The organism is Clostridium sp. MCC328, assembly GCF_018785465.1.
Taxonomy (GTDB): Bacteria; Bacillota; Clostridia; order Lachnospirales; family Lachnospiraceae; genus Pilosibacter; species Pilosibacter fragilis.
In genome coordinates this window covers 1-22,139 of the sequence record NZ_WQPW01000004.1, presented here as the reverse complement: position 1 = coordinate 22,139, position 22,139 = coordinate 1, and the positions used below count along the sequence as shown (strand labels likewise).

At 40.3% G+C, this 22,139-nt stretch carries 26 protein-coding genes and 2 pseudogenes; 3 read left to right on the top strand and 25 right to left on the bottom strand.

Annotation, left to right across the window (positions count from 1 at the left end):
• Window positions 1–259: 259 nt before the first annotated feature.
• Window positions 260–370 (bottom strand): annotated as a pseudogene (locus GPK83_RS17260) (FUSC family protein); the annotation flags it as partial.
• A 308-nt stretch (window positions 371–678) separates the two neighbouring features.
• Between GPK83_RS17260 and GPK83_RS00780 the strand changes: the two are divergent.
• Window positions 679–1,113 (top strand): transposase, encoded by a 435-nt coding sequence (locus GPK83_RS00780; RefSeq protein ID WP_345941743.1) that lies wholly within the window; start codon window positions 679–681, stop codon window positions 1,111–1,113.
• A gap of 267 nt (window positions 1,114–1,380) precedes the next feature.
• Here the strand turns inward: GPK83_RS00780 and GPK83_RS00775 are convergent, their stop codons facing one another.
• The 20 genes and pseudogenes from GPK83_RS00775 to GPK83_RS00690 form a co-directional block, all read right to left on the bottom strand.
• The gene (locus GPK83_RS00775; RefSeq protein ID WP_117472024.1) at window positions 1,381–1,539 is read right to left on the bottom strand and encodes a rubredoxin; all 159 of its coding nucleotides are present in this window, start codon (window positions 1,537–1,539) and stop codon (window positions 1,381–1,383) included.
• An 89-nt stretch (window positions 1,540–1,628) separates the two neighbouring features.
• A complete protein-coding gene (locus GPK83_RS00770; RefSeq protein ID WP_107000936.1) occupies window positions 1,629–2,003 on the bottom strand; it encodes a desulfoferrodoxin family protein in 375 nt (124 codons plus the stop codon).
• Window positions 2,004–2,097: 94 nt separating this feature from the next.
• Window positions 2,098–2,310, bottom strand: a complete 213-nt coding sequence (locus tag GPK83_RS00765) for a hypothetical protein (protein ID WP_345941742.1) — start codon at window positions 2,308–2,310, stop codon at window positions 2,098–2,100.
• A gap of 184 nt (window positions 2,311–2,494) precedes the next feature.
• Window positions 2,495–3,244, bottom strand: a complete 750-nt coding sequence (gene yaaA / locus GPK83_RS00760) for a peroxide stress protein YaaA (protein WP_117504403.1) — start codon at window positions 3,242–3,244, stop codon at window positions 2,495–2,497.
• Window positions 3,244–3,699: a thioredoxin-dependent thiol peroxidase gene (gene bcp / locus GPK83_RS00755; protein WP_015552818.1), complete on the bottom strand. Its 456-nt coding sequence runs from the start codon at window positions 3,697–3,699 to the stop codon at window positions 3,244–3,246. Before bcp ends, yaaA begins: the two co-directional genes overlap by 1 nt.
• Window positions 3,700–3,702: 3 nt before the next feature.
• Window positions 3,703–3,912 (bottom strand): DUF6219 family protein, encoded by a 210-nt coding sequence (locus tag GPK83_RS16745; RefSeq protein ID WP_015552817.1) that lies wholly within the window; start codon window positions 3,910–3,912, stop codon window positions 3,703–3,705.
• Between the two features lie 265 nt (window positions 3,913–4,177).
• Window positions 4,178–4,951 carry a NifB/NifX family molybdenum-iron cluster-binding protein gene (locus GPK83_RS00750; protein ID WP_215703757.1) on the bottom strand — a complete coding sequence of 258 codons (774 nt, stop codon included), beginning with the start codon at window positions 4,949–4,951 and terminating at the stop codon, window positions 4,178–4,180.
• A 172-nt stretch (window positions 4,952–5,123) separates the two neighbouring features.
• Window positions 5,124–5,417, bottom strand: a pseudogene (locus tag GPK83_RS00745) (site-specific integrase); the annotation flags it as partial.
• 170 nt (window positions 5,418–5,587) lie between these two features.
• On the bottom strand, window positions 5,588–6,046 hold the full coding sequence (locus GPK83_RS00740) for an MBL fold metallo-hydrolase (RefSeq protein ID WP_215703756.1): 459 nt from the start codon (window positions 6,044–6,046) through the stop codon (window positions 5,588–5,590).
• 24 nt (window positions 6,047–6,070) lie between these two features.
• Window positions 6,071–6,325, bottom strand: coding sequence for a Fic family protein (locus GPK83_RS00735; protein ID WP_215703755.1), 255 nt, complete (start codon window positions 6,323–6,325; stop codon window positions 6,071–6,073).
• Window positions 6,326–6,328: 3 nt separating this feature from the next.
• The gene (locus GPK83_RS00730) at window positions 6,329–7,582 is read right to left on the bottom strand and encodes an ATP-binding protein (protein ID WP_215703754.1); all 1,254 of its coding nucleotides are present in this window, start codon (window positions 7,580–7,582) and stop codon (window positions 6,329–6,331) included.
• A 338-nt stretch (window positions 7,583–7,920) separates the two neighbouring features.
• Window positions 7,921–8,961 (bottom strand): Fic family protein, encoded by a 1,041-nt coding sequence (locus tag GPK83_RS00725; RefSeq protein ID WP_015552767.1) that lies wholly within the window; start codon window positions 8,959–8,961, stop codon window positions 7,921–7,923.
• 234 nt (window positions 8,962–9,195) lie between these two features.
• Window positions 9,196–9,576, bottom strand: a complete 381-nt coding sequence (locus GPK83_RS00720; RefSeq protein ID WP_345941741.1) for a DUF4366 domain-containing protein — start codon at window positions 9,574–9,576, stop codon at window positions 9,196–9,198.
• A 350-nt stretch (window positions 9,577–9,926) separates the two neighbouring features.
• Window positions 9,927–10,991, bottom strand: a complete 1,065-nt coding sequence (locus tag GPK83_RS00715; RefSeq protein ID WP_215703753.1) for an FUSC family protein — start codon at window positions 10,989–10,991, stop codon at window positions 9,927–9,929.
• 31 nt (window positions 10,992–11,022) lie between these two features.
• Window positions 11,023–12,066 (bottom strand): HAMP domain-containing sensor histidine kinase, encoded by a 1,044-nt coding sequence (locus GPK83_RS00710; RefSeq protein ID WP_215703752.1) that lies wholly within the window; start codon window positions 12,064–12,066, stop codon window positions 11,023–11,025.
• On the bottom strand, window positions 12,066–12,737 hold the full coding sequence (locus GPK83_RS00705; RefSeq protein ID WP_215703751.1) for a response regulator transcription factor: 672 nt from the start codon (window positions 12,735–12,737) through the stop codon (window positions 12,066–12,068). Before GPK83_RS00705 ends, GPK83_RS00710 begins: the two co-directional genes overlap by 1 nt.
• Before the next feature lie 18 nt (window positions 12,738–12,755).
• Window positions 12,756–14,189 (bottom strand): phospholipase D family protein, encoded by a 1,434-nt coding sequence (locus GPK83_RS00700; protein ID WP_117515923.1) that lies wholly within the window; start codon window positions 14,187–14,189, stop codon window positions 12,756–12,758.
• 172 nt (window positions 14,190–14,361) lie between these two features.
• Window positions 14,362–15,921 (bottom strand): cardiolipin synthase, encoded by a 1,560-nt coding sequence (gene cls, locus GPK83_RS00695; protein ID WP_215703750.1) that lies wholly within the window; start codon window positions 15,919–15,921, stop codon window positions 14,362–14,364.
• Window positions 15,922–16,233: 312 nt separating this feature from the next.
• Window positions 16,234–16,377, bottom strand: a complete 144-nt coding sequence (locus tag GPK83_RS16740; RefSeq protein ID WP_252196188.1) for a hypothetical protein — start codon at window positions 16,375–16,377, stop codon at window positions 16,234–16,236.
• Between the two features lie 66 nt (window positions 16,378–16,443).
• Window positions 16,444–16,839 (bottom strand): tyrosine-type recombinase/integrase, encoded by a 396-nt coding sequence (locus GPK83_RS00690; protein ID WP_015552773.1) that lies wholly within the window; start codon window positions 16,837–16,839, stop codon window positions 16,444–16,446.
• Window positions 16,840–17,086: 247 nt separating this feature from the next.
• Between GPK83_RS00690 and GPK83_RS00685 the strand changes: the two genes are divergently transcribed.
• The gene (locus GPK83_RS00685) at window positions 17,087–18,382 is read left to right on the top strand and encodes a 2-hydroxyacyl-CoA dehydratase family protein (RefSeq protein ID WP_242990549.1); all 1,296 of its coding nucleotides are present in this window, start codon (window positions 17,087–17,089) and stop codon (window positions 18,380–18,382) included.
• Window positions 18,379–20,088: an acyl-CoA dehydratase activase gene (locus tag GPK83_RS00680; RefSeq protein WP_215703749.1), complete on the top strand. Its 1,710-nt coding sequence runs from the start codon at window positions 18,379–18,381 to the stop codon at window positions 20,086–20,088. The genes GPK83_RS00685 and GPK83_RS00680 overlap by 4 nt, the downstream gene beginning before the upstream one ends.
• Before the next feature lie 10 nt (window positions 20,089–20,098).
• On the opposite strand, the gene GPK83_RS00675 is transcribed toward GPK83_RS00680, so the two are convergent.
• From GPK83_RS00675 to GPK83_RS00660, 4 genes are all read right to left on the bottom strand, one after another.
• Window positions 20,099–20,371 carry a hypothetical protein gene (locus tag GPK83_RS00675; protein WP_215703748.1) on the bottom strand — a complete coding sequence of 91 codons (273 nt, stop codon included), beginning with the start codon at window positions 20,369–20,371 and terminating at the stop codon, window positions 20,099–20,101.
• A gap of 24 nt (window positions 20,372–20,395) precedes the next feature.
• Window positions 20,396–20,686 (bottom strand): DUF4491 family protein, encoded by a 291-nt coding sequence (locus GPK83_RS00670; RefSeq protein WP_015552777.1) that lies wholly within the window; start codon window positions 20,684–20,686, stop codon window positions 20,396–20,398.
• Window positions 20,687–20,858: 172 nt separating this feature from the next.
• The gene (locus tag GPK83_RS00665) at window positions 20,859–21,770 is read right to left on the bottom strand and encodes a DNA/RNA non-specific endonuclease (protein WP_215703747.1); all 912 of its coding nucleotides are present in this window, start codon (window positions 21,768–21,770) and stop codon (window positions 20,859–20,861) included.
• Window positions 21,771–21,809: 39 nt separating this feature from the next.
• Window positions 21,810–22,040, bottom strand: a complete 231-nt coding sequence (locus GPK83_RS00660) for a hypothetical protein (protein WP_133304029.1) — start codon at window positions 22,038–22,040, stop codon at window positions 21,810–21,812.
• Window positions 22,041–22,139 lie beyond the last annotated feature (99 nt).

Below are 22,139 nucleotides of genomic sequence, written 5' to 3'. Positions count from 1 at the left end.
TACTACCAATCTCTGGGCCTGGCTGCATAGGAAATGATATCTTTGAGATAAATGTGTCAACCAATATTGACAATATCAATATGATCTCTTCGATCAGCTTCCTGTCAATCTCATCGGATCTATATTTTCTTATACTTCTTCTGTTCTCAATTTCTCGTATCATAGTCTTCTCCGTAAATTTTGATTTCAATGTTTTTTCCAGTCAATACATTTCTGACCACCGGACATCGTGTACCACTTACTTTCTTTCCAATCCACCTCACTCTGCATCTGCGGTCACCCCGGTTTCCTTTTTGTTCGACGTAAACAAATAAAACATAGCACAAAATACAAATGCAAATACAACGCCGAAAACATTCTGAATCACTCTCTGCAATATTCTCCCATGTATTATATCATGTATTATACATTATATCATTGCAGATAATATATGGTGTACGAATTTTCACGCGCTCTTTATAAAAGCGCTTCTGGATTTTTTTCTATGATCACTGCCCGTTCCGTATTCTCGCTGCGTTCATTCCACGAATCATTTTGTGTTTCTTTTCAGGTCGTCACCCGGTTTTCGGCATCAAAAAAACGCCATACTCATCACCATTCCGGCAATGAGCAGACGTTTTATATTTTGTCCGTATTCTTTTGCAAAAGAGAAACAAATGAAATGTAAAAAGGACAGTAATTGGTAACAAAATGGGAGTAATACGGAAACATGCTGCACATTCCCCTATCCTCTCAGATTTAAAAACCATCTATCAGGCTGCTGATGAGCAGAAGGCTCAGGCTGCTTTAGACCGTGTGACAGAAAAATGGAGTCCGAAATATCCGAATTCCATGAAACGCTGGAAGGACAACAGGGATGCTGTTTCTCCAATTTTTAAGTTTTCAACCACTGTCCGGAAGGTCATTTATACAACAAATGCGATAGAATCACTGAACTCCACATACCGGAAACTGAATCGTCAGAGAAGCGTATTTCCAAGTGATACAGCGCTGTTAAAAGCCTTATATCTGGCCACTTTCGAGGCTACTAAGAAATGGACAACTACCATCCGGGACTGGGGCCAGGTCTATGGGGAGTTGAGTATCATGTACGAAGGACGACTTCCAGAATAAGTAAAAACATAATCTAAGACAGGCGGCCAGCCGCCTGCTCTTGACATGCCTAGCAGTAACTGTTATATATAAAACAAGGGTGAAAAGCCTGATTTGTAAGCTTCTCACCCTTCATTTAATTAATAGATTCCATATACTGCTCTTCATCAGTAAAGTGTTTTACTGTATAATCACGAAGATTTTCCAATATTATGTCAATTCTATCATATTTATTCCAATATTATATTCTGGTTTCATTTCATACATCCATTAGTCCTGCTTTCATTTTTATTCAGCCTTTGAAAACTGGTCTTTGCCTACAGAACATAACGGACATTCAAAATCTTCCGGAATATCCTCCCACTTTGTACCAGGTGCAATACCACCTTCTGGATATCCCTTCTCCTCATCGTATTCCCATCCGCAAACATCACATACATATTTCATTGTTGTTCCTCCTTGTAAATACATTAATACACAGCCTATATTACGGTTATATTTGTGTTGTTCTTAAATCTTAATATGTATAAATGCTTTTAGCATTTCCATAATCCATGCAGGTTACAATATGCATATACTTCTTCTACCTGTTCACCATCGCAAAGACAAAAATCTGCTATCGGCTCCTGCCCTGGATTTAACTGTTTTCTGTATATTCCCTGATTGGTATTTAATGTAATCCACTCAATGAAATGTTCTTCAAGCATTGGATGTTTTGTCTCTCCGACCACGACATGAACATAATTGCCTTCCACTGTATATACAGGCACGTGCTTCTCAACAGCCGCATCTGTCACTCCGGCTTTTAATTCCTGCATAGGTTCTCCGCAACAAATTACAGGAACACCTTTATCCTTTACCTTTTCAACAATGTTTCCACAATGCTTACATATATAATACTTTACTTCCATGCTTTTATCTCCTTCCATGTGTATAATTTATAGTTCAATTGTCTCTATAATCTTTTTCAAAGAATCTGCAGATTTCTTAAGCTTTAATGCTTCCTCACAACTTAATAGGTATATTAGACTCAATACCATCAACACCTACAATAACTGGCATACTTAACGATACTCCGTCAATATCATATACGCCATGAATCATGTGCGATACCGGAAGTATTGATTTTTCATTTCTCATAATCACTTCACAGATTCTTTTTACAGACATTGCCATTCCATAATATGTAACTTCATTTGCCGTAACGTGTATTCTCATTTCGTATACGGCATTTCTTACAAGATCTTTTTAAATGGTATTTCTCCTACTTGTCATTCGTGCTCCTTATTAGTATTAGTTCTTAATAAGGATTATATACCACTATTATCCTGTTGTCAACAAAAATAGTAATAATTATCATTATTATAAAAGATGCCAAACTGAGCATCTTTTATCTGAATAACTATTGTATTTTGCGTTCAAAAACATATTCTGAATCTGATGATAAATCAGACCTAAAGGAATATCCAAATCTGTCAAATTTCTGAATTTCCACCAGATTTTCAATGTTATTTTCTGCCATGAATCTGACCATTTCACCACGAGCCATCTTGGCATAGGTACCTTTTGTTACCAATTTATCTCCGGATAACTCACAAAATACAATCGTAATATATCTGTCCTGTGGTGTCAGATACTTTTCTATACATTTTGAGTATTCTTTTGATGCAAGATTAATGATAATCCTGCTGTCATCAATTACTGAATGATATAACCGGTCCCCCCAGTAATCATATAGATTTGTTGTTTCTTCAATCTCAGCTTTTGCCTGCATTTCAAGGCGATAAGGAGTCACACCATCCAGTGGTTTTAAAATGCCATAAAACGCAGACAGGATTCTTAAATGATTTTGCAGATACTCAAACTGCTGGATTTCAAACACAGCTGGTGCCATATATTGAAATGCAATTCCTTCATATGCTAAAACAGCCGGAGTAAGTCTGTTATAAAGATCCATAGTTTCCAATCTGTTAAAGTTCTGCTCTGCAATCTTGTCATTACATTTCCAGATAGCTTTCAGTTCCTCTTTTGATTTGCTTTTCATCCAGCCCAATATCTCTGCTGTCTTATCAATAAAGGCAGGCAGTTCAACCGGTGCTATGTTATCAGTATCTGCAATCATCTTTTTTGCAGGTGACAATATAATCTTCATCAATTTAATTCCTTAAGCATGTTTTCAGGATCATCTGCCGCCTTTACTTTATCATTGGCTTTGATAATGATCCCTTGCTCATCAATAAGATACGTAGTTCTTACTACACCCATAGAAACCTTTCCGTAATTTTTCTTTTCTTTCCAGACATCATATACTTCGATCACCTTACGCTCTGGATCTGCCAAAAGTGTAAATGCCAATCCATATTTTTCTTCAAATTTCTTGTGAGAGGCTACAGAATCCTTGCTCACTCCAAGAACAACTGCTCCTTTCTCGGTGAATTGAGGATAACGCTCGGAAAAACCACATGCCTGCTTTGTACAGCCTGCCGTGTTATCCTTTGGGTAAAAATATAAAATTACCTTTTTTCCTGCATAATCACTTAATTTATGCATTTCCCCATTCTGATCCGGCAATTCAAAATCCGGTGCTTTGGTTCCTATTTCTAACATTTACTATTCCTCCGCTTCTGTATTTTCCACCTGTTTTCTTGTTCTCTTATTACCTGAAATCATTTTATGTCCAGTGTATATGGACATAATCATACATATAAGAGTGCTGCACGCAAAATACCTATGACTTGATTTAGATCCTTTATATCCAGTATAAAAAGTTCCAATCATAGTAATTAACGCTCCGAATGACCAATACTTATGTGCTTTCATTCTATACCTCCAAATTGATTAAGCTGTTTCCAAAATAAATATCTCTGGATCATTAACAATATTATACCTTCCGTTCATCACTTTCTACAAGCAAGAAAAGCTAAATACTCAATCCATATAGAGATCGATATCGCATTCACAGGTTTTAATTGCCATATTGAAAATGTAATCTGCCATCTTATCAAATAATACAAAAGGATGTATCACGATAATTCTTCCATTACCTTGACGCATCCTTTCGTATGATTATTTTTTTCTATTCTTCTTAATGACAGCTATGGCTTCCACATCCATGCTCACCACATGTATGTCCCTCTCCGTGGCTGTGCTCATGGTGAGAACACTTCACATCTGGATTATAATCAAGTGTATCATTGATAAAAGCTTCTACTGCTTTATCTGCATCTCCTGAAACTCCGCCAAAAAGCTTAATGCCTGCTGCCGCTAACGCGGTCTGGGCACCTCCTCCGATTCCGCCGCAGATCAAAACATCGGCATTTAATGCATTAAGAACTCCTGCCAATGCACCATGTCCGCTTCCATTCGTATCTACTACTTCTGAATGTACCACTTTTCCTTCCTCTACATCGTAGATCTTAAATGTCTCTGTGTGTCCAAAGTGCTGGAAAATCTGTCCATCTTCATATGTTACTGCTATTCTCATGATACCTTCTCCTTTTTTCACTGCATATTTTTGATAAATCTCCTGCTTGTAACAGCCTCCAAGGCTACAGTTGCTGCTCTGACCATCACAGATCCTAAAATCCCCGCCCTCGATTCTGAGCGGATGTCCATCTATGAGTGCATCTGCTATTTTCTTCCTGGCAATCTCGTAAATCCGTTGAACCGTTGTTCTTGCGACTTGCATAGATGCTGCACACTGCTCCTGACTATAACCTTTCTTGTCCAAAAGACGAATTGTCTCGTACTCATCTACCGTCAGAACAATGGGTACTTTTTTCTCAGTATCATCTGCCGGAAAGAATTCTAAAACATTCGGGAAATGGCAGACTTTCCTGCATTTTACTGGTCTCGGCATAAACTGCTCCTTTCTCGCTTTTCTTATATATTAGCCCCATAAAAGGCATATGTCAATAACACTTTTGACATATGCCTTTTACAAATCAGCTAATCGTATTACTTATTTTCATTATTTTAAATTTTACAGTTACCGCTAAGAAAGCTGTGTAAAAGGATCTGCCCTTGTTTCATTATAGGTTCTTTGCCAGCGTTTTCAGGAGTGCGCTCATTTCTGGATTTTGCAGGAGTCTCATCAAAAGTGCCGCATCGCCGTCCTGTGCGGCCTCTGGCACCAGTTGTGCCGGTTCCGGGGTTGCTGTCCTTCCGGACTAGAAAGCGGCTTCCAGGCGTTCTACGTGCAGTCTGCGGTCATCGTCGATGATATGGGAATACACATCCGCAACCATTTTGACCTGTGCTTGACCGGAGTCTCCCTGAACAGACTTCATATCACCGCCGTTGAGCTTCAGCTTGTATGTGATACTGATTTGAACATGATCACCAACAGCGATCGCGCCACCGCCAAGATATGCAAGGCTGGTACTTGTTAATGCAGCACCACTCAGACCAACAAAATTTGAACCGTTCAAAGCGACAATCAATGTCACAAAGTATGGTAATTATTCTTTACTCTGTGGCATTTGATTTTTGGTTCTCAATCTCCAAATTGAAATTCAATCGGTTCCGTCAATAACTGCGGCTTTATATTTTTTTCATCTAAGGATGTCATAAAATCCAGATATTCGATATGGTTTCCCTCATAGTCAGGAAGGAAAACCTGCGCTACATCCAACGACTCCACCAAAGTATCTGCTCCGCCTACATGATCTTGGTCATAATGGGTAATAATCAGAACATCCACCTTGAAAACTCCTTGATTGGTTAAGAAGGAAACAACTTCCTCTCCATCATCTTCTTCACCGGCATCAATTACCATCGTTTTTTCTTGAGTCTGGGCAATGATAGCGTCTACTTTTCCAACTTTCAGAAATGTGATTTTTAATGCATCCTTTTGTTCACTCTCCATATGAATATTTCCGGAAACGAAAAGCAGGGCTAAAATAGAGATGGCTAAGAGAAGGGCAATTGCAATCATTGATTTTTTACCGGACATTTCACGTCCTTCTTTTTCTCTGTTCTATAAAATCAATACACAAGATCTACATTTTATCGCACAGATTTGCAAAAAAATTGGCACACCTAACTCATCACTAAAGTAATGAGAATGCGGTGTGCCACTTTCAAAAATAGGATTCCATTTGGCCAAAATAGCTGTATGCCACAGCCTTGCCATCCTGTCATTGCCATCTGTAAAGGGATGAATAAATACGAATTCATAATGAAATACGCTGCTCAAAATCAGCGGCTGCATCTGGTCTTTTACTTCCTTCATCCATTAAAATTCCAGACTATTCGCATTCAGCAGGAAATACTTCATTCCCATGATGACAAAACCTTCATCATTTCGCCAAGGCTTCTTACTGCCATTTACAATGACAATCTTCTTAAAAGAGTCTGGAATATTGCGCAGAGAATTAAACTCCTGAGTCTGCTTTTCTTCCGAAGTCATGTCATAAGCAACCTGAATGTAATACCTCTGGTTGCCTTGATTCACCACAAAGTCAACCTCCAGCTGCTTACGAACACGCTTGCCCTCTTTATCCTTATCGAAGATATCCACGACACCCACATCAACATTGTAGCCACGGATCAGCAACTCGTTATAAACAATGTTCTCCATGATATGAGTAGGTTCCTGCTGCCTGAAATTCAGACGGGCATTTCTCAGTCCCAGATCAGTAAAATAGTATTTCATATTTGCACCAATATACTTTCTTCCTTTAATATCGTACCGACTGGCTTTGGAAATCAAAAAGGCATCTGCCAAATAGTCGATATGATTGGAGATGGTTTTGTTGGTATAACTCATCTGGCGCTCACTGGCGAAGGTATTGGCAATCTTGGAAGGGTTAGTTGGTACGCCGATTGCAGATGCAAGCACATCAACCAGAATGCCAATCTCATCTACGCTCTGAATCTTATTTCTTTCAATAACATCCCTCAGATAGACATTTGCAAAGATGTTCTTCAGATAGTCCGCTTTCTGTCGTTCGCTCTGGAAACTTACAATCTGCGGCAATCCTCCGTAGATCATGTAGTCATCCCAGGCATCATCATAATCGCCGTCATAGACAGAATAAAACTCTGCAAAAGAAAGGGGATAGATTCTGATCTCATCACCTCTGCCACGGAACTCGGTCACAATGTCGCTGGACAGGAACTTGGAATTACTTCCGGTGACATACACATCAATATTGCTCATGCGGAGCAGGCTGTTCAGCACTTCTTCGAATCGTGGCATGAACTGCACTTCATCCAGAAGAAGATAATATTTGCCATCGTCCTTCATGGCATCTTTGATGTACTTGAAACACACCTTAGGATCTCTTAGTTCCTCATTTTCAATACCATCCAATGCAATCTCAATAATATGGTCAACATCAATGCCGTTCTCCAGTAGGTATCTCTTAAAGATGGTAAACAGCAAAAAGGACTTGCCACATCTACGAATGCCGGTAATCACCTTTATCATTCCGTTATCTTTTCGCAGGGTCAACTGCTGTAGGTAAGCGTCTCGTTTAATTTCCATTGCTACACTCCCCGTTCCCGTGCATATGCACGCTTTTTAGTAATGATATTCTACCACGGAATAAGTTAGATTTCAATGTTCATTCCCATTTTGTGTGCATCTGCACGTTTTCATGTAATATCGTCGAATAAATTTAATAATATCTTTGATTATAGTGTCCAAAATAGAAGAACTCAATCGTTATTATAGCAGCCACACACCGCAGTGCATGACTGCTATGTAAAAAGTTCGGAAAGAATTTTTGCAACCTGACACAATTTTCTGTTTTATAATCTCCGTCATCGTAAAAATATCTACCTCATCTGTATATGAAATGAGGTAGATAAATAATTTATGACTTAGATTTTTACATATCCTGTAGCCGGACCTGAACCGACCTTCGCAATGTACTCACTCTTAACTAAATCTGCCAGAGTGCGTTCCACCGTGGTTTTGCTTATATCAGGGTGAGCATCCATAATTTCTTTCTTTGTGATTTTACCAACTTTCTGATCAATCATCGCTTTAATTCTTTCGGGCTTAGAAAGAGTGCGGTTCTTTAAATGTTCTACACGGCTTTCAAATTCATTATATGCTTTCAACATGATACCCAGATAATACTTAACAAAAGGCTCATAGCTGTTCTCATTTTCATGCCATCCTGTCGAACTTGCCTGCAATGCTTCATAGTAAGTTTCCTTTGTTTTTTCAATCAACATTTCCATGCTGACATATTTTCCTACAATATATCCTGCCTTATAGTACAAAAGAAGCGACAGTAAACGGCTCATGCGTCCATTTCCGTCATTGAAAGGGTGGATACAGAGGAAATCCAGAATAAACATAGGTATCAAAAGTAATCTATCAATTTTATCAGTATTCCATGCTTCTAAAAACTGTCTGCACAATTCATCCATAGCTTCCACAGTCTGAAAGGCAGGAACCGGAATAAATCTTGCTTTCTGGTGACCTTCTGCATCTGTTTCTGCAATTACATTATCAGCATTTTTATATTCTCCACCGGAACCGGCGTAGGAATACAAATCACGATGAAGCTGCAAAATAATATTAGGTCTGGGCACAATATACTCATAGCTTTCGTGGATTGTAGAAAGCACCTCTCGGTAACCTGAGATTTCCTGCTCAGATCGGTTTCTTGGTTCTGCCTTTTGGCTGACCAATTCTTCCAATCTCTTATCTGTTGTATAAATACCCTCAATACGGTTAGAAGCACCTGTACTTTGAATCAAAGCGACTTCAAGAAGGGTTTTCAATTCATCAATATTAGCTTCCAAAAATAGCTCTTGCTTACCTTTGTGCTCATGAATTTTTCCGGTCATCTGCACAATTTCAGGAGTAAGCAACTTTTCTGGCTCTTTTATATAATCAAAAGCTCTCATGTTATCTACCTCATTTCAGAATTATCTGCCTCATTTTACTCTAAAATGACGGAGATTTCAATGGGATGAGGCAGATAAATTTTCCAGTCACTATGACTGAAATAATAGTATGCACACCTACCACACAGAATATTCAAGAGATCGCTTTCAAAAACACAAAATATTTTATTTTTTGAAAGCAGATGCTATGTAAAGGCAACCCGAAGGCTGCCCTAGGCATCAAGCCTATCCTGTTTACACAGGTTCATTATCATCTTCACCGACGGAGCTATCTGCATCATCGTCCTCAAACTCCGGATTGTATCCATAATCCTCGTCATCGTCCACATAATCAGCATCCGGGTCAGGCTTTGACGCTTCCTGTTCCTTCTTCTTTTCCTGGACTTTCTTAAATACGAAGAATCCACCACCACAGGCAAGCACAATCAGAGTAAGAATCGCTGGGAGCATATTCGTGGATTTTGGCTTTTCCTCCGGCGCCGGTTCTGTAATTTCAGGAACTGTTTCAACCACTTCCGGCTTTGTTTCCTCAATCGGCTTGGTGAACTCTGCAACTTCTTCCTCGTCCATCAGCTTGAGCAGGTCAGCTTCATCCACCTGATTCAGAAAATGCACGGTTTCCCTTAATCACTATATCAGAAAAGAATATAGGCTCTGCTTCCTTATAATTGTCTTTCAAAAATTCATATAACATAAACCTCATTCCTTTCCCCTAAATATTTATAACCTATATGGTTATTTTTGTTAATTATATTCTATATCCTGTTTTCACGATCTGGCAATGTAATTTTAGCACTATGGTTAGTATATCCAAAGCAGAATAAAACATAAAAAAGATCTGTCACCCTTAGGATTCTTCCCAAAGCCAACAGATCTTACATTTTCCCTTACATCTTTATACTCTTTGCCAGACTCGTCAGCAAAGCTGCCATCTCCGGATTAACCTTTTTTCTTTCTAACCCACGTTATTTTGCAGCCACGGTTACCACTGTTTCCTTTTTTTTCGACATAAGCCAATAAAACATAGAACAAAATATTAATGCAAATACAACGCCAAAAACATTCTGAATCACTCTAAGACCAACTGCTCCTTTTAGTCCATAACTCTCTGTAGCAATGGCTAAAGCACCAAATGTGTTAAATACTGCCTGCCAGCCATATTTTGCAGAAAGTCCTACACCAATTCCGCCAATGATTCCTATGTATGTATAGATGGATGACGGAAGCAGAAAATATAGTACTGTAAAGCATATTACACCTGCAATATTTCCGACAATCCTTTTGCGGACTCTGTATTGCATGTCCTCCATAAATGGTAAGATTGCTGACATTGCCGCAATCCCAGCCCACATTGCCCGTGGCATATTGCAGAGTTCCGCAATGCAGAGTACTGCCGGTACGCATATGATCTGACATAACTGCCACTTTGTTCTGGAAGAAGATATATCAAATTCCTGTACCAAATCATTCAAATTTCTTTTATACGTTCTGTTTTTATGATTTCGATAAAATACGAAGCAGGTAAGTGCTGCACCTAATGCCATTCCGGTTAATCGCATCTGATAACTTTTTCCTGTTACATCATATCCATACAATAACAGATAACCAAGAACCAATGTGGATTGGTTAAACATGAATGGGTTATGACATCCGAACAGAATCAGCACTGCCATTGCAGCAATGTTTAACAGCATTCCAAGTACCGGTGAAAGCTGGTTTGCTAAATGCGGACATACAGTCATAATTACAAAGAACAAAGCCAAAAGCATCGTAGATTGTCCGGTGTGGATCCCCAGATCCGCATTCCGAAATACCATAAGGCATAATAAAACTACTACACCCACAATACTATTCTCATTTCCAAATAAGATACTGAAAATAGTAACAAATAAAAAACAAAATGCCATTGTAACAGCTATCTTTACCAAATATACCAGTATATGATATGATTTTTCTTTCACTGTTTCACTCTTTTTCAACAGATTTTTAGAACCTGCCTGATTTAACTGCAATTCCTGATAAAATGTCATGTAATTCCTCCTCTATCTGTTTTTCTTAAACTTATATGGCCTCATCTTTCTGTATTGGAAGCTCTACAACAAATCTGCATCCACCATATTCCCGGTTTTCTGCCTTGATTGTCCCGCCAGCACTATCTACGATCCGTTTCACAAGTGCAAGGCCGAGACCATTTCCTTCTGCTTTGTGAGAACCGTCTGCCTGATAAAATTTATCAAATATTCTGGCTTTCACATCATCCTCTATTCCCGGTCCTTCATCTTCCAGAATAAACATTACAGAATCCTTTTCCTGCTTCAGAAACATCATAATTGTCCCCTTTGCAGGACTGAACTTAATCGCATTATCTAAAAGATTCATCCATATATGCATAAAAAGTCCTTCATTCCCAGTATATTTAACTTCCTCCAGCTCTACCTGGAAACCAATTTCTTTTTCTGTCCATTTTGTCTCCAGGGAAAGAAATGCCTGACGGATCTGTTCATCCAAACGATATTCTGTTTTTTTCATTGGTATGTTCTGATTCTCTAACTTGGATAACAGCAAAATATTTCCAACCAATCCGGAAAGCCTTTGGGTATTAAACAGGATTTTTTCTACATATTCCTCTTGCTCCTGAGATAGTTCTTCTCCCTGAAGAAGCATTGTATACCCTTCAATGGCATTGATCGGGGTCTTAAACTCATGAGAAACATTGGAGACAAAATCCATCTGCAGTACTTCTGTTGCTCGAAGCTCTTTTGTCATCACATTAAAACTCTGGTAAGATTCTCCAACTTCTGCGATACGGCTGTTCGTTTCCAAGTGCTGTTCAAAATCTCCCTGCGAAACTTCCTTCATTGCTTTACTGAGTCTGGTAATTGGTTCCAGCAACCTTGCATTGATAAAGGAAGTAATCAGCCCTGCAATCAATGTATTAAAAATCAAAAGCCAGCCAAGCACAGATATGCTACCAGGCAGATTAAAAAAATGATTCAAAAAAGCAAATAATAACGCAGATATGACTGTTGAAAATACAAGTGCCAGCCAGATTGCACCAGTCAGACAGGATCGGATCCGCAATCCTTTTTCTTTCTTTTGTTCCATTATTTTTTCACCACCTTGTATCCAATTCCACGCATTGTTACGATTTCAAAATCAGGGTTATCTTTCAAACGCTCCCTGATTCTTCCTATATGTACCTCTATCGTATGTGGGTCTGCCTCCGTCTCGTATCCCCATACTTCATCCATCAACTGTTGTTTTGTAAATGTTCTGCCTGGCGAAGCTGCAAGCTTATATAAAAGCAGGAATTCTTTTTTAGGCAAAACAAGACTTTCCTTATCAGTTGTAACCGTCATTGCATCATAATCAAACTCTGTTGAACCGATCACAATTTTGTGTTCATTCAGTATCTGTGCACGGCGAAGCAGTGCTCCGACTCTTAAAACCATTTCATTCACATTTACCGGTTTTACCATATAATCGTCACTTCCCGAAAGAAATCCCTGGCGCATATCATCAAAGGAACCTTTCGCAGTGATCATAAGTACCGGTATCTGATATCCTGCTGAACGGAGTTCCGACACCAGTTCATAACCATCCATAACCGGCATCATAATATCGGAAATGATCAGATCAATATACTCTTTATCCAATATTTCTAATGCCAGTGCTCCATCCGATGCACTTTTGACCTGATATCCATGCTTCTCAAGCACTTTTTGGAATAGCTGGCTTAATTCTTTATCATCTTCTACAATTAATATTTGAAACACGATCTTCTTCCTCCTTTATCAGAACAGATATCTTGCCCATCCAAGCAGATGCTGTACCAAAAGTACGTTTCTCTGACGCTTCTTTGTCAATTCAATTGGCTCTACATGATACGGATCACGATAGGTTCCATCTTCCAATACCTGTCGGGACACTCTTTCATATTCCATCATGCCTTCTTCCAACTGTTTATTAATCTCTTTGCTACGTATTACAAGCATCAGTTCCGTATCCAGATACGTGCTTCTCATATCCATGTTAAAGGAACCGATTACGGATAGATCATCATCAATCAGGATGCTTTTTCCGTGGTAAGAATAGCCGCCTTCATACTCCCAGATATCAATTCCTGTATTTAAAATTCTGTTTCTGTTTCTCGCATAATCAGCAGAACCAAACGGATTTCCATTGTTGGCAACCGAATTGGTCATGATAGAAAAATCCGGAACTCTCTCCGCAATCTCTTTCCATGTATTATACATCATATCATTGCAGATAATATATGGTGTATGAATTTTCACGCGCTCTTTTGCATTTTTCATTAGTTCTCCCAGTTGATACCAGACTACTGGTTCCTTGGGACCTGTGTGGATAGGATTTGACACTAATGCAATCTTTTCTGTCTCAAAAGTTTCGTCCGTGTAATCGGTATCGCAGATTCTTTCCTTATTCTCTTCAAAATATTTCTGATAGCCGTTCTGCAGCTCTAAAACTGCGTTCTTTACAGATTTTCTATTTGCCAGTTTTTTATTGTCATGAAAATAACCACTGTCTTCTTGTTCCCATATCGTTTCAAAATACTCTAACAACTGGTTAACTGAATTTTCTTTCTCAGGTTCATCGCAAACCACTAACACATCTCTGTCATAGTTCTTATGTCCCAGAAAATCACCCAGGAAATAATTGTATGTATTTCTTCCACCAAGAATATATGTCTTACCATCTGCAATCAAATATTTATCATGCATTCTCCCCATCATCTTCCATGGTTTCAACGGATTGGCCTTATTATACAGTTTAATTTCAACATTCTCATGGGAAGACAATCCATAGAAATACGGATTGCCTTCCATATCAACCCAGCTCTCCATTCCATCTACTAACAGACGAACATGCACACCTCTGTCTGCCGCATCATGCAGTGCTCCTAAGATCAATTTTCCACTTTCATCTGATTGAAATGCAAAAGTAGAAAGAATAATGTCTTCTTTTGCATTTCGGATCAAACGCACTCTTTGTAAAAGTGCTTCTGGATTTTTTTCTATGATCACTGCTCGTTCCATATTCTCGCTGCGTTCGTTCCACGAATCATTTTGTGTTTCTTTTTTGATGGTATTAGACACTTCCGGCTGTTTTTTATATGCAATACAGATTCCAAATAATTCATAAAAAGCCACACATAAAAAAATTGACAGTATAACAAAAACAATTTTACATATCTTACGTTTTCCCATCGCACATCACCTGACTTTTTTTCATCCTATGTCTATACAATACAAAGTCAACCTCAATTTTACCTCAACAGAATTAATTTTATCCATGTAAATTTCCTGTACCGGCAATCAGACATAACAAAAACGACCTCTCAAAATCAACTATTTTTTGAAAGGTCGTTTCACTAAATTCTTATAACAATCCAGCAAATAATCTCATAAATAATTGTCCCAGTCGCAAATATGCACTGCGCCCAGTACAATATTGATCTGTTACATCACGACATTCTCCCATCGTTCTTATCAGATCATTTTTAATTTCCACAACTGCCTGACAATCTGCCATAAAACAGCCGTTTTCAAAATGATGATATAAGCTTCTATAATCCAGATTGATTGTTCCACAGGTTGCCATACAGTCATCCACTATACTCATTTTCGCATGGCAAAATCCTGGTGTCCATTCATAAACTCGCACTCCATGTTTAACCAATCCATGATAAAAAGAGCGAGTTATATTATAAATGAATTTTTTATCAGGAATTCCTGGTGTGATAATTCTTACGTCTACCCCTCGCTTAGCAGCCAGACATAACGCATGTGTCATTTCGTCTGTTATAATTAAATATGGTGTCATAAACCAACAGTAATTTTCGGCCTTATTTATCATACTGATATAAACTTCTTCTCCGACCTGCTCATTATCCATAGGACTGTCTGCATAAGGCTGAACAAAACCTGTTTGCTGTGCTTTATAATCGTAATGAATAATGTATTTACTAAAATCAGTATCATTCGTAGCTTTTTCACTAACAGCATTCCACATTTCTAAAAATGTCACTGTAAGTGACTGAACAGCATCTCCTTCTAAACGAATACCGGTATCTTTCCACTGCCCATACGGATGCGTATAATTAAAGTATTCATTTGCAAGATTATATCCACCTGTAAATCCAACTTTTCCATCAATTACTGTTATTTTTCTGTGATCACGATTGTTCAAAAATAGATTTAAGCCTGGCACAAATGGATTGAATACACGACAATGAATTCCTATACTCTCCATCTTTTTTACAAAATCTGTGTTAATAAAACCTATAGACCCCATATCATCATAGAATACCCTGACTTCCACACCGGCTTTTACTCTCTCTTCCAGAACATCTTGAATCTTATGCCAAGCTTCAGCATCTTCTATCGCATGATATTCCATGAAGATAAACTTTTGTGCTTTCGCAAGTTCTTCAAGCTGTGCCTCTAATCCCTTCACTGCTTCATCAAAATACTTGATATCCGTATTCTGATAGATTGGATACCACGAATTTCTTTGTATGTAACTTGCAATATTTCCTGCTTTCGGAATCTTTTCTTTTATTCTGCTTAAACACTCCTGATTGTCTGGAAGCATTGGTAACAATTTGCTATCAATTTCTGCATATCGCTCACGCATTTTATGCGTGCCACCATTCAAGCCAATCAATAAATACAGGCCTACACCCATAATTGGGAAAATCAGAATTAAAATGACCCAAGGCATTTTCATAGAAGATGTCTTATCTGACGCATACAATCTCAAAACTAAGATTCCACTTAAAATTCTGGTAAATAAATTTATGATTTCTGCATATTCATTCAAGCGTGTCACGATAGTAATAATAAAAATCACTTCCAGAAGAATGCAGATTATGGAAAAGCACAATCGTTTTATTCCATTTTTTGTTTTTGCTTTTCCTTCTAAGGTATCTTGCTTCATATGTATTCCACCTCTTCTTTCTACGTCAGCTCTATATTCAAAATACTATTTATTTTGATAATTGATTCGTTCCCCTTCTATTGTTTTGTTTCAAATTCACATATAATCATACTTTCAAGGACTACATTATTTTCTGGGTATATTCCAGCATTTTTAATATAAAATTGACCTAACACTACATACAAAAGGTATTTACCTTAATTATAACTTTAAATATATCTTATGTACATTATTTTCCATCAAAAAAAGTCCACCCACATCTGGATTTCTCCTAATTCCAGTAGACTCTGTTCTATTTCCATTATTATATTTTTATTCAGCTTTCAAGCTCTTCGCCAGACTCGTCAGCAACGCCGCCATCTCCGGATTTCCCAGAACCTTCATCAAAAGGTCCGCATCCACACCTTCCGGAACAGCCACCGTGTTTGCTGTCTGACCAGCATCTGCACCCTTCATCTGCGGATTAAGATTTTCCCTGTTATAAAACGCATCCTCCATCCTCTGTGCATTCTTTCGCCTGTCCTAGTCAATGATATGGCCATATACCTCTGTTACCATGTCCGCCTGTGCATGTCCGGAATCGCCCTGAACCACTTTAATGTCTCCTCCACTGAGCTTCAGCTTATATGTGACACTTGTATGTCGGAGACTATGAAAAACCACATCCGGCAGTCCCTGTTCATCAATAACCTTCTGCATCTGATCACGCAGATAGCTGTCTTCGATCGGAAGACCAAAGGTCGTAGCCATGACCAGATTATAATCCTGATACTCACTGCCAAGAATATCCTTTAATTCATCCTGTTCCTTTTTGATATCGACCAGGATCTGTGCCACAAATCTTTTTCTGTATTTCGGTATAAATACTATGTGATACTGGCATTTCCATCGGGTATGTGATAAACTTCTATTGTCCATTTGGACCGCCTCCTTTGATTTTGAGTTTGGCTTGCGACACCATTCTCATCATATCACAGGAGGCTTTATTTTGTTGTCCTCACCGTCTCCACTTATTCCATTCTCCCCAGCATAGCTGGGGGATTAGACTTTTCATTTACAATTCCCATCCCACTGACTATAATAAAGAATGTCCGTTTGCCTGCAAAGGCGCGGAACCATATCCATCTGCATCAGGGCGATATGACAGAAAAATGAACTTAAAAGAATGGAAGAAAGAACAATGGATGTAATTGAAAAATTTGGAAATAGAGTGAGCAGCCAGGCGCTTAAGGATCCGGAAAAAGCGCGTCGGCTGCTTCTTGCAGGATACCGCCTGCAGGAAAAGAAGCTTCAGTTTTTGCCGGATCGGGAGCTGCCGTCGTCGGGACAGTATGTGGCGCGGGTGGTTATGAAAAATATCATTCAGTCGCTGTCGGAACCGGAGAATGCGGCGATGGTCAGCATATTTGTGCCGGGAGAGCTGGTGATGGCGGCAGGGCTGACGCCGTACTCAGTGGAGGCGATGTCCTGTTTTATGGCGGGAACGAAGTGTGAGCAGACGTTTCTTCGGAAAACGGAGGAAGAAGGATTTCCGGAGACGATGTGTTCGTACCACAGGGTGTTTCTGGGGGCGGCGCTGACGGGGATTCTGCCAAAACCGAACTGCATGATTTATACGAACCTTGCGTGTGATGGAAATATGATGACGTTTCCGTATTTAAAGGATAAATTTGAATGTCCAGGCTTTTATATTGATGTTCCGTATGAGAAAAACCGGGAATCGGTTCTGTATGTGGCGGATCAGCTGCGGAAATTGAAACGGTTTCTGGAGGAGACGACGGACAGACGGATTTCGGAGGAAACAGTGCGGAGTGCGGTAGATAACAGCCGGAAAGCGGCAGCGAATTATAAAAAACAGCTTGCCCTGCGGTGTGCGCATGACCCGGTGACCTCTCTGACGAATGAATTGTATGCGCTTTTTATGTGCCATCTGATGGCTGGCTCAGAGACGGCGGTTACCTATACGGAAAAACTTCTGCGCGATGTGCGGATGTCACCGAGGGGAGATGGTCTTTCAGTAATCTGGATGCACATCATGCCATTTTTACAGGAGCCGGTTAAGGATATTTTTAATTATAGTAAGAAAATGCACATCCGCGCTTGTGATTTCATCGCAGATGGTTTTCAGGAGATGCATGCGGAAGACCCGTATGAGGCGATGGCAGAGAAAATGGTCTACTGCATTTACAATGGCAGTGTGAAACAGAGAATTGAGGAAGCGGAACGACTTGCCAGAATCACGGAATCGGATGGTGCTGTTTTATTTGCCCACTGGGGCTGTAAGGGAACGATCGGTGCATCCAGCCTGATTAAGCAGTCCTTAGAAAAGACAGGACTTCCGACGATGATTCTCGACGGTGACGGCTGCAACCCCGCCAATACCAGCGACGGTCAGGTATCGACGCGGCTTCAGGCGTTTGTGGAAATGCTGGAAAAGGGCAAGGAGGAGAAACACGCATGATTTATTACGTCTGTAAGTACACCCCGATCGAGCTGTTCCGGGGGTTTGGAGAAGAATGTTCTGTTTTGGAGGAAATGCCGGAAAATTTCGAACAGTCGGATCAAATTGCACATGCAAATCTGTGCGGCTTTGGAAAATCGGTCATTCAGGCAGTGCTGGAAGGAAAGGTTGAACAGCTGGTGCTGGTAAACTGCTGCGATTCGATGCGGCGCGTTTACGATATCGTGGAGAGCACGGGAAAATGTAAGTTTTTATATATGCTGGATCTGCCGCATGATGATAATGAATGTGAAAAAGTGAAATTTGCGGGCACGATCCGGAGGCTTAAAAAAGCATATGAGGCATATTCCGGGAAAGTGTTTGATAAACGCGCTTTTATCAAGTCCTTTATTACGCCGGAAATGAACACGGAGCCGTACATTGGTGTGCTGGGCGTGCGGGTCAGCGGCATTCTGGAGGATATGATCCAGGACAATATCCAGATGGATGTGGAAAATCTGACCTGTACGGGTGGTCGGAAACTGTCGGTCGTACAGGATGAAATGTGGAATATGGAGGAAGAGGAGCTGTTTCTTTCTTACGCGGACGTCCTGCTGGGACAGATGCCGTGTTTCCGCATGAACCGTTCGATCCGCAGAAACCGTCTGTATCTGGATCCGAATTTAAAGGGAATTATTTATCACACGATCAAGTTCTGTGATTATTATGGATTTGAGTATGCGAGTATCAAGCGGGATATCAAGGTTCCGCTCCTTAAGATTGAGACTGATTTTACAAGCCAGAGCGCGGGGCAGCTTTTGACGCGCATTCAGGCATTTGAGGAGACGATCGAGGGATCAGAGGATATGGATCCGGGAAAAGGTATCAGTGAGGAGGCAAGAAAGAAGATGGAGTCGGGCATTTTTTATGTAGCGGGAATCGACAGCGGTTCGACAAGTACTGATGTGGTCATACTGGATCAGGATGGAAAAATTAAATCGACGATGATTATTCCGACCGGCGGCGGTGCGATGATGAGCGCCGAGAAGAGTCTGGATCTGGCGATTGAGAAAGCGGGAATTAAGAAAGAGGAGATCGTGCGGATCGATACGACCGGATATGGACGATCCTACATTGACAGCGGGGATGACAGCATCACGGAGATTACCTGCCATGCCAAGGGCGCAAATTATCTGAATCCGAATGTCCGCACTATCATCGACATTGGCGGGCAGGATATCAAGGCGATCAGCATCGACGGGCAGGGAGCCGTGAAAAATTTCCTGATGAATGACAAATGTGCCGCCGGAACGGGACGTTTTCTGGAAATGATGGCGAAAACGCTGGGACTTTCCCTGGAGGAAATGAGTGTGAAAGGGCTGGAATGGAAGCATAATATCGTGATTTCCAGCATGTGTACGGTGTTTGCAGAGTCGGAGGTCGTGTCGCTGGTGGCACAGAATAAGGATGTGGCAGATATTATCCACGGTTTAAATGTGTCAGTTGCCTCAAAAGTCGGCGCGTTGGCAGCCCGCCTTGGAAAGGATCATCCAGGCGAATATATGATGACCGGCGGTGTGGCGAAGAACCGGGGTATCATCCAGGCATTGGAAGAGAAGCTTGGTGCTAAACTTTATATCTGTGATGAGGCGCAGCTCTGCGGTGCGCTGGGAGCGGCGCTATTTGCTTATGAGAAATGTAAAGGCAGTGCGGAGGAAACGCGATGAAGCGGCAGGGTTAAAATACTTGTATCGATATTTTCGTCAGATATTCACTGGGAGAGGCTGTGGCCAATTCGTCGATCACAGCCTCTTTATAAGAGTATTTGCCGGTTTTAAACTTGTGTTCATCGGTCCAATCAAAGAGTTTTTCGTAGGTGGCTTTCGAGTCATAGTAATTTCCCATTAAGTAAGCAAGTACCTTGCCAGCCCAAAGTGCTGCAACATGGTTTTGCAAGCAATCCGCAACGTTCGCTCCTCCAGTATTCACCTGTAATCTCCATACCGCCATCTTCTCATCTCCCCGCTTTCTTCTTTAGTGCTTATCCACCTTCCGCTTCGGGAACCATCCTTTTGCCACTCTTTTTTCCTGTTCTTTCAATTCCTTAATGCTCCAAAAGCAACTGACGCCCAAAACACCCAGAGAAACCGACCAAAGTATTTCCTGCATTCTTACGGATAGAATCATACACAAAATGCCCACCAGCAAAAATACCGGCCAACAGCGGCTTCCAAAGTAATACTCCGCATATATAACAATAGGATGGAACAATCCAATCAGAAAAAAGGTAAGCACACCAATCAATATCCCACTAAAATTCATCATAACTCCTTGTCCTTTTCCTTATACAAACAGCACATTATCGCAGACCGGCGCAACTTATCTTCTGCGTGCAACAGTCGCCCTCAACAGCATATCCAATATGCGCAAAGAAGAAGTATTGCAATATAGAACTACAACCTTCCTCTTCCATATTTTTTTAATATCTGACACATTTTTACGGATTGCATTTTTTACACGGATCATAACCTGCAGCAATCAGCGCATCCCTACTCTCTGATGAGGATTTTTTATTGCTCTCCTTCATCTGTTTGACCGATGAACAGGACGGCCGATGAAATTTCTTTGTATTGGTATTGAGGATATAGGATTCCGTGCTGGTCTGCTGAGAAGCTGCCTGCTTAACAGCCTGTGTGGCCTGCTCTGTTACTGCCGTCTGGTTTGTTCCAGAAGCCGAGCTGTCACCCGTTGCATAATTGATGTTAATTCCCGGCTGAACATTATAAACGTAAACGCAGCACAAAATACCTTCGCCTTTGTCTTCTACGGCTTCCGCTTCCATTAGTACGCCGGATGCTACGAGATTACTGCCTTCAAAAACCGGAGTCACCCGATACAGCACATGATTTCCAGTTTCTTTTACATAGTCCGCTGCCATATTCTCAAACGGCAGCATTCCCTGAACATTCAGATATCTGGTCCCAGTGATTAAGTTCTTCTCGTTTGCATTTTCTGCAGTAAGCTGATAACCGATCAAATGGCAGCGATTATATAAATATTTGCCATCCACATTGTCATATTTGATCGTATGCCAACCAGATGGCTTTACCTGCCCAATAGAGCCGCGCTCTTCTGTCGGCATCAGATCTTTTCCAACTGATGCATAGGCTACACCACATCTACCCAGTGAATCCAGGTCACTATATGTTTCAAAAGAAACTGCCGTCAGATCAGCGTCTGTGAAATACGGCTTGTTATCATTTACTATGGCATACGGTTGCCCAGAATAAGCCGGAACAGAAGCCAAATCAAATACCAATGTACCGGCCGAAACAAGATCAACCTGATGTAACTCTGTTGATGCAGAAACAATCGGTTCCTGCTTTGCCGCCTGCCCGCAAGCAGACATACTTAATGCTACCGCTGATAATAAACCGAATTTCTTTCATTATACTACAGTTTTCCAATTCCTGAAAGAAAAAAGAGGATCCCCGCAAAGAGTTCCTCTTATCATTATCCTATATTTTCGTATTTCCTTAACTTCTTCTCTTGTAAGTTCTTTTTTCCACTTTTTATATTCTTCTCTTAATACTTTACTTTTAATTGCATGGTATTCCATATTTAAGTCTTTGATTACACTGTCTATTGCTACACATCTTTTACGAATTAAATCAATCACTATCCTTCATCCCATCTTTTTATATTTATCCTGAATTATTCACGGAGCAGTATCTGAACTGGTAACTGTACCATGAATCCCAAAATTGACCCATGTAGC

Excerpts from the sequence above, each read along its gene's own strand:
- GPK83_RS00665 (WP_215703747.1), bottom strand. The coding sequence starts at position 21,770 with ATGTCTGCTTGCGGGCAGGCGGCAAAGCAGGAACCGATTGTTTCTGCA.
- GPK83_RS00690 (WP_015552773.1), bottom strand. The coding sequence starts at position 16,839 with ATGGACAATAGAAGTTTATCACATACCCGATGGAAATGCCAGTATCAC.
- GPK83_RS00770 (WP_107000936.1), bottom strand. The coding sequence starts at position 2,003 with ATGGAAGTAAAGTATTATATATGTAAGCATTGTGGAAACATTGTTGAA.
- GPK83_RS16745 (WP_015552817.1), bottom strand. The coding sequence starts at position 3,912 with ATGAAAGCACATAAGTATTGGTCATTCGGAGCGTTAATTACTATGATT.
- GPK83_RS00730 (WP_215703754.1), bottom strand. The coding sequence starts at position 7,582 with ATGGAAATTAAACGAGACGCTTACCTACAGCAGTTGACCCTGCGAAAA.
- GPK83_RS16740 (WP_252196188.1), bottom strand. The coding sequence starts at position 16,377 with ATGAAGGGTGCAGATGCTGGTCAGACAGCAAACACGGTGGCTGTTCCG.
- GPK83_RS00685 (WP_242990549.1), top strand. The coding sequence starts at position 17,087 with ATGGAAGAAAGAACAATGGATGTAATTGAAAAATTTGGAAATAGAGTG.
- GPK83_RS00700 (WP_117515923.1), bottom strand. The coding sequence starts at position 14,189 with ATGGGAAAACGTAAGATATGTAAAATTGTTTTTGTTATACTGTCAATT.
- GPK83_RS00710 (WP_215703752.1), bottom strand. The coding sequence starts at position 12,066 with ATGGAACAAAAGAAAGAAAAAGGATTGCGGATCCGATCCTGTCTGACT.
- GPK83_RS00765 (WP_345941742.1), bottom strand. The coding sequence starts at position 2,310 with ATGAGAATACACGTTACGGCAAATGAAGTTACATATTATGGAATGGCA.
- GPK83_RS00735 (WP_215703755.1), bottom strand. The coding sequence starts at position 6,325 with ATGAAGGAAGTAAAAGACCAGATGCAGCCGCTGATTTTGAGCAGCGTA.
- GPK83_RS00725 (WP_015552767.1), bottom strand. The coding sequence starts at position 8,961 with ATGAGAGCTTTTGATTATATAAAAGAGCCAGAAAAGTTGCTTACTCCT.
- GPK83_RS00670 (WP_015552777.1), bottom strand. The coding sequence starts at position 20,686 with ATGATGAATTTTAGTGGGATATTGATTGGTGTGCTTACCTTTTTTCTG.
- bcp (WP_015552818.1), bottom strand. The coding sequence starts at position 3,699 with ATGTTAGAAATAGGAACCAAAGCACCGGATTTTGAATTGCCGGATCAG.
- GPK83_RS00750 (WP_215703757.1), bottom strand. The coding sequence starts at position 4,951 with ATGCCGAGACCAGTAAAATGCAGGAAAGTCTGCCATTTCCCGAATGTT.
- GPK83_RS00680 (WP_215703749.1), top strand. The coding sequence starts at position 18,379 with ATGATTTATTACGTCTGTAAGTACACCCCGATCGAGCTGTTCCGGGGG.
- GPK83_RS00740 (WP_215703756.1), bottom strand. The coding sequence starts at position 6,046 with ATGTCCGGTAAAAAATCAATGATTGCAATTGCCCTTCTCTTAGCCATC.
- GPK83_RS00715 (WP_215703753.1), bottom strand. The coding sequence starts at position 10,991 with ATGACATTTTATCAGGAATTGCAGTTAAATCAGGCAGGTTCTAAAAAT.
- GPK83_RS00675 (WP_215703748.1), bottom strand. The coding sequence starts at position 20,371 with ATGGCGGTATGGAGATTACAGGTGAATACTGGAGGAGCGAACGTTGCG.
- cls (WP_215703750.1), bottom strand. The coding sequence starts at position 15,921 with ATGAAGCAAGATACCTTAGAAGGAAAAGCAAAAACAAAAAATGGAATA.
- yaaA (WP_117504403.1), bottom strand. The coding sequence starts at position 3,244 with ATGAAGATTATATTGTCACCTGCAAAAAAGATGATTGCAGATACTGAT.
- GPK83_RS00775 (WP_117472024.1), bottom strand. The coding sequence starts at position 1,539 with ATGAAATATGTATGTGATGTTTGCGGATGGGAATACGATGAGGAGAAG.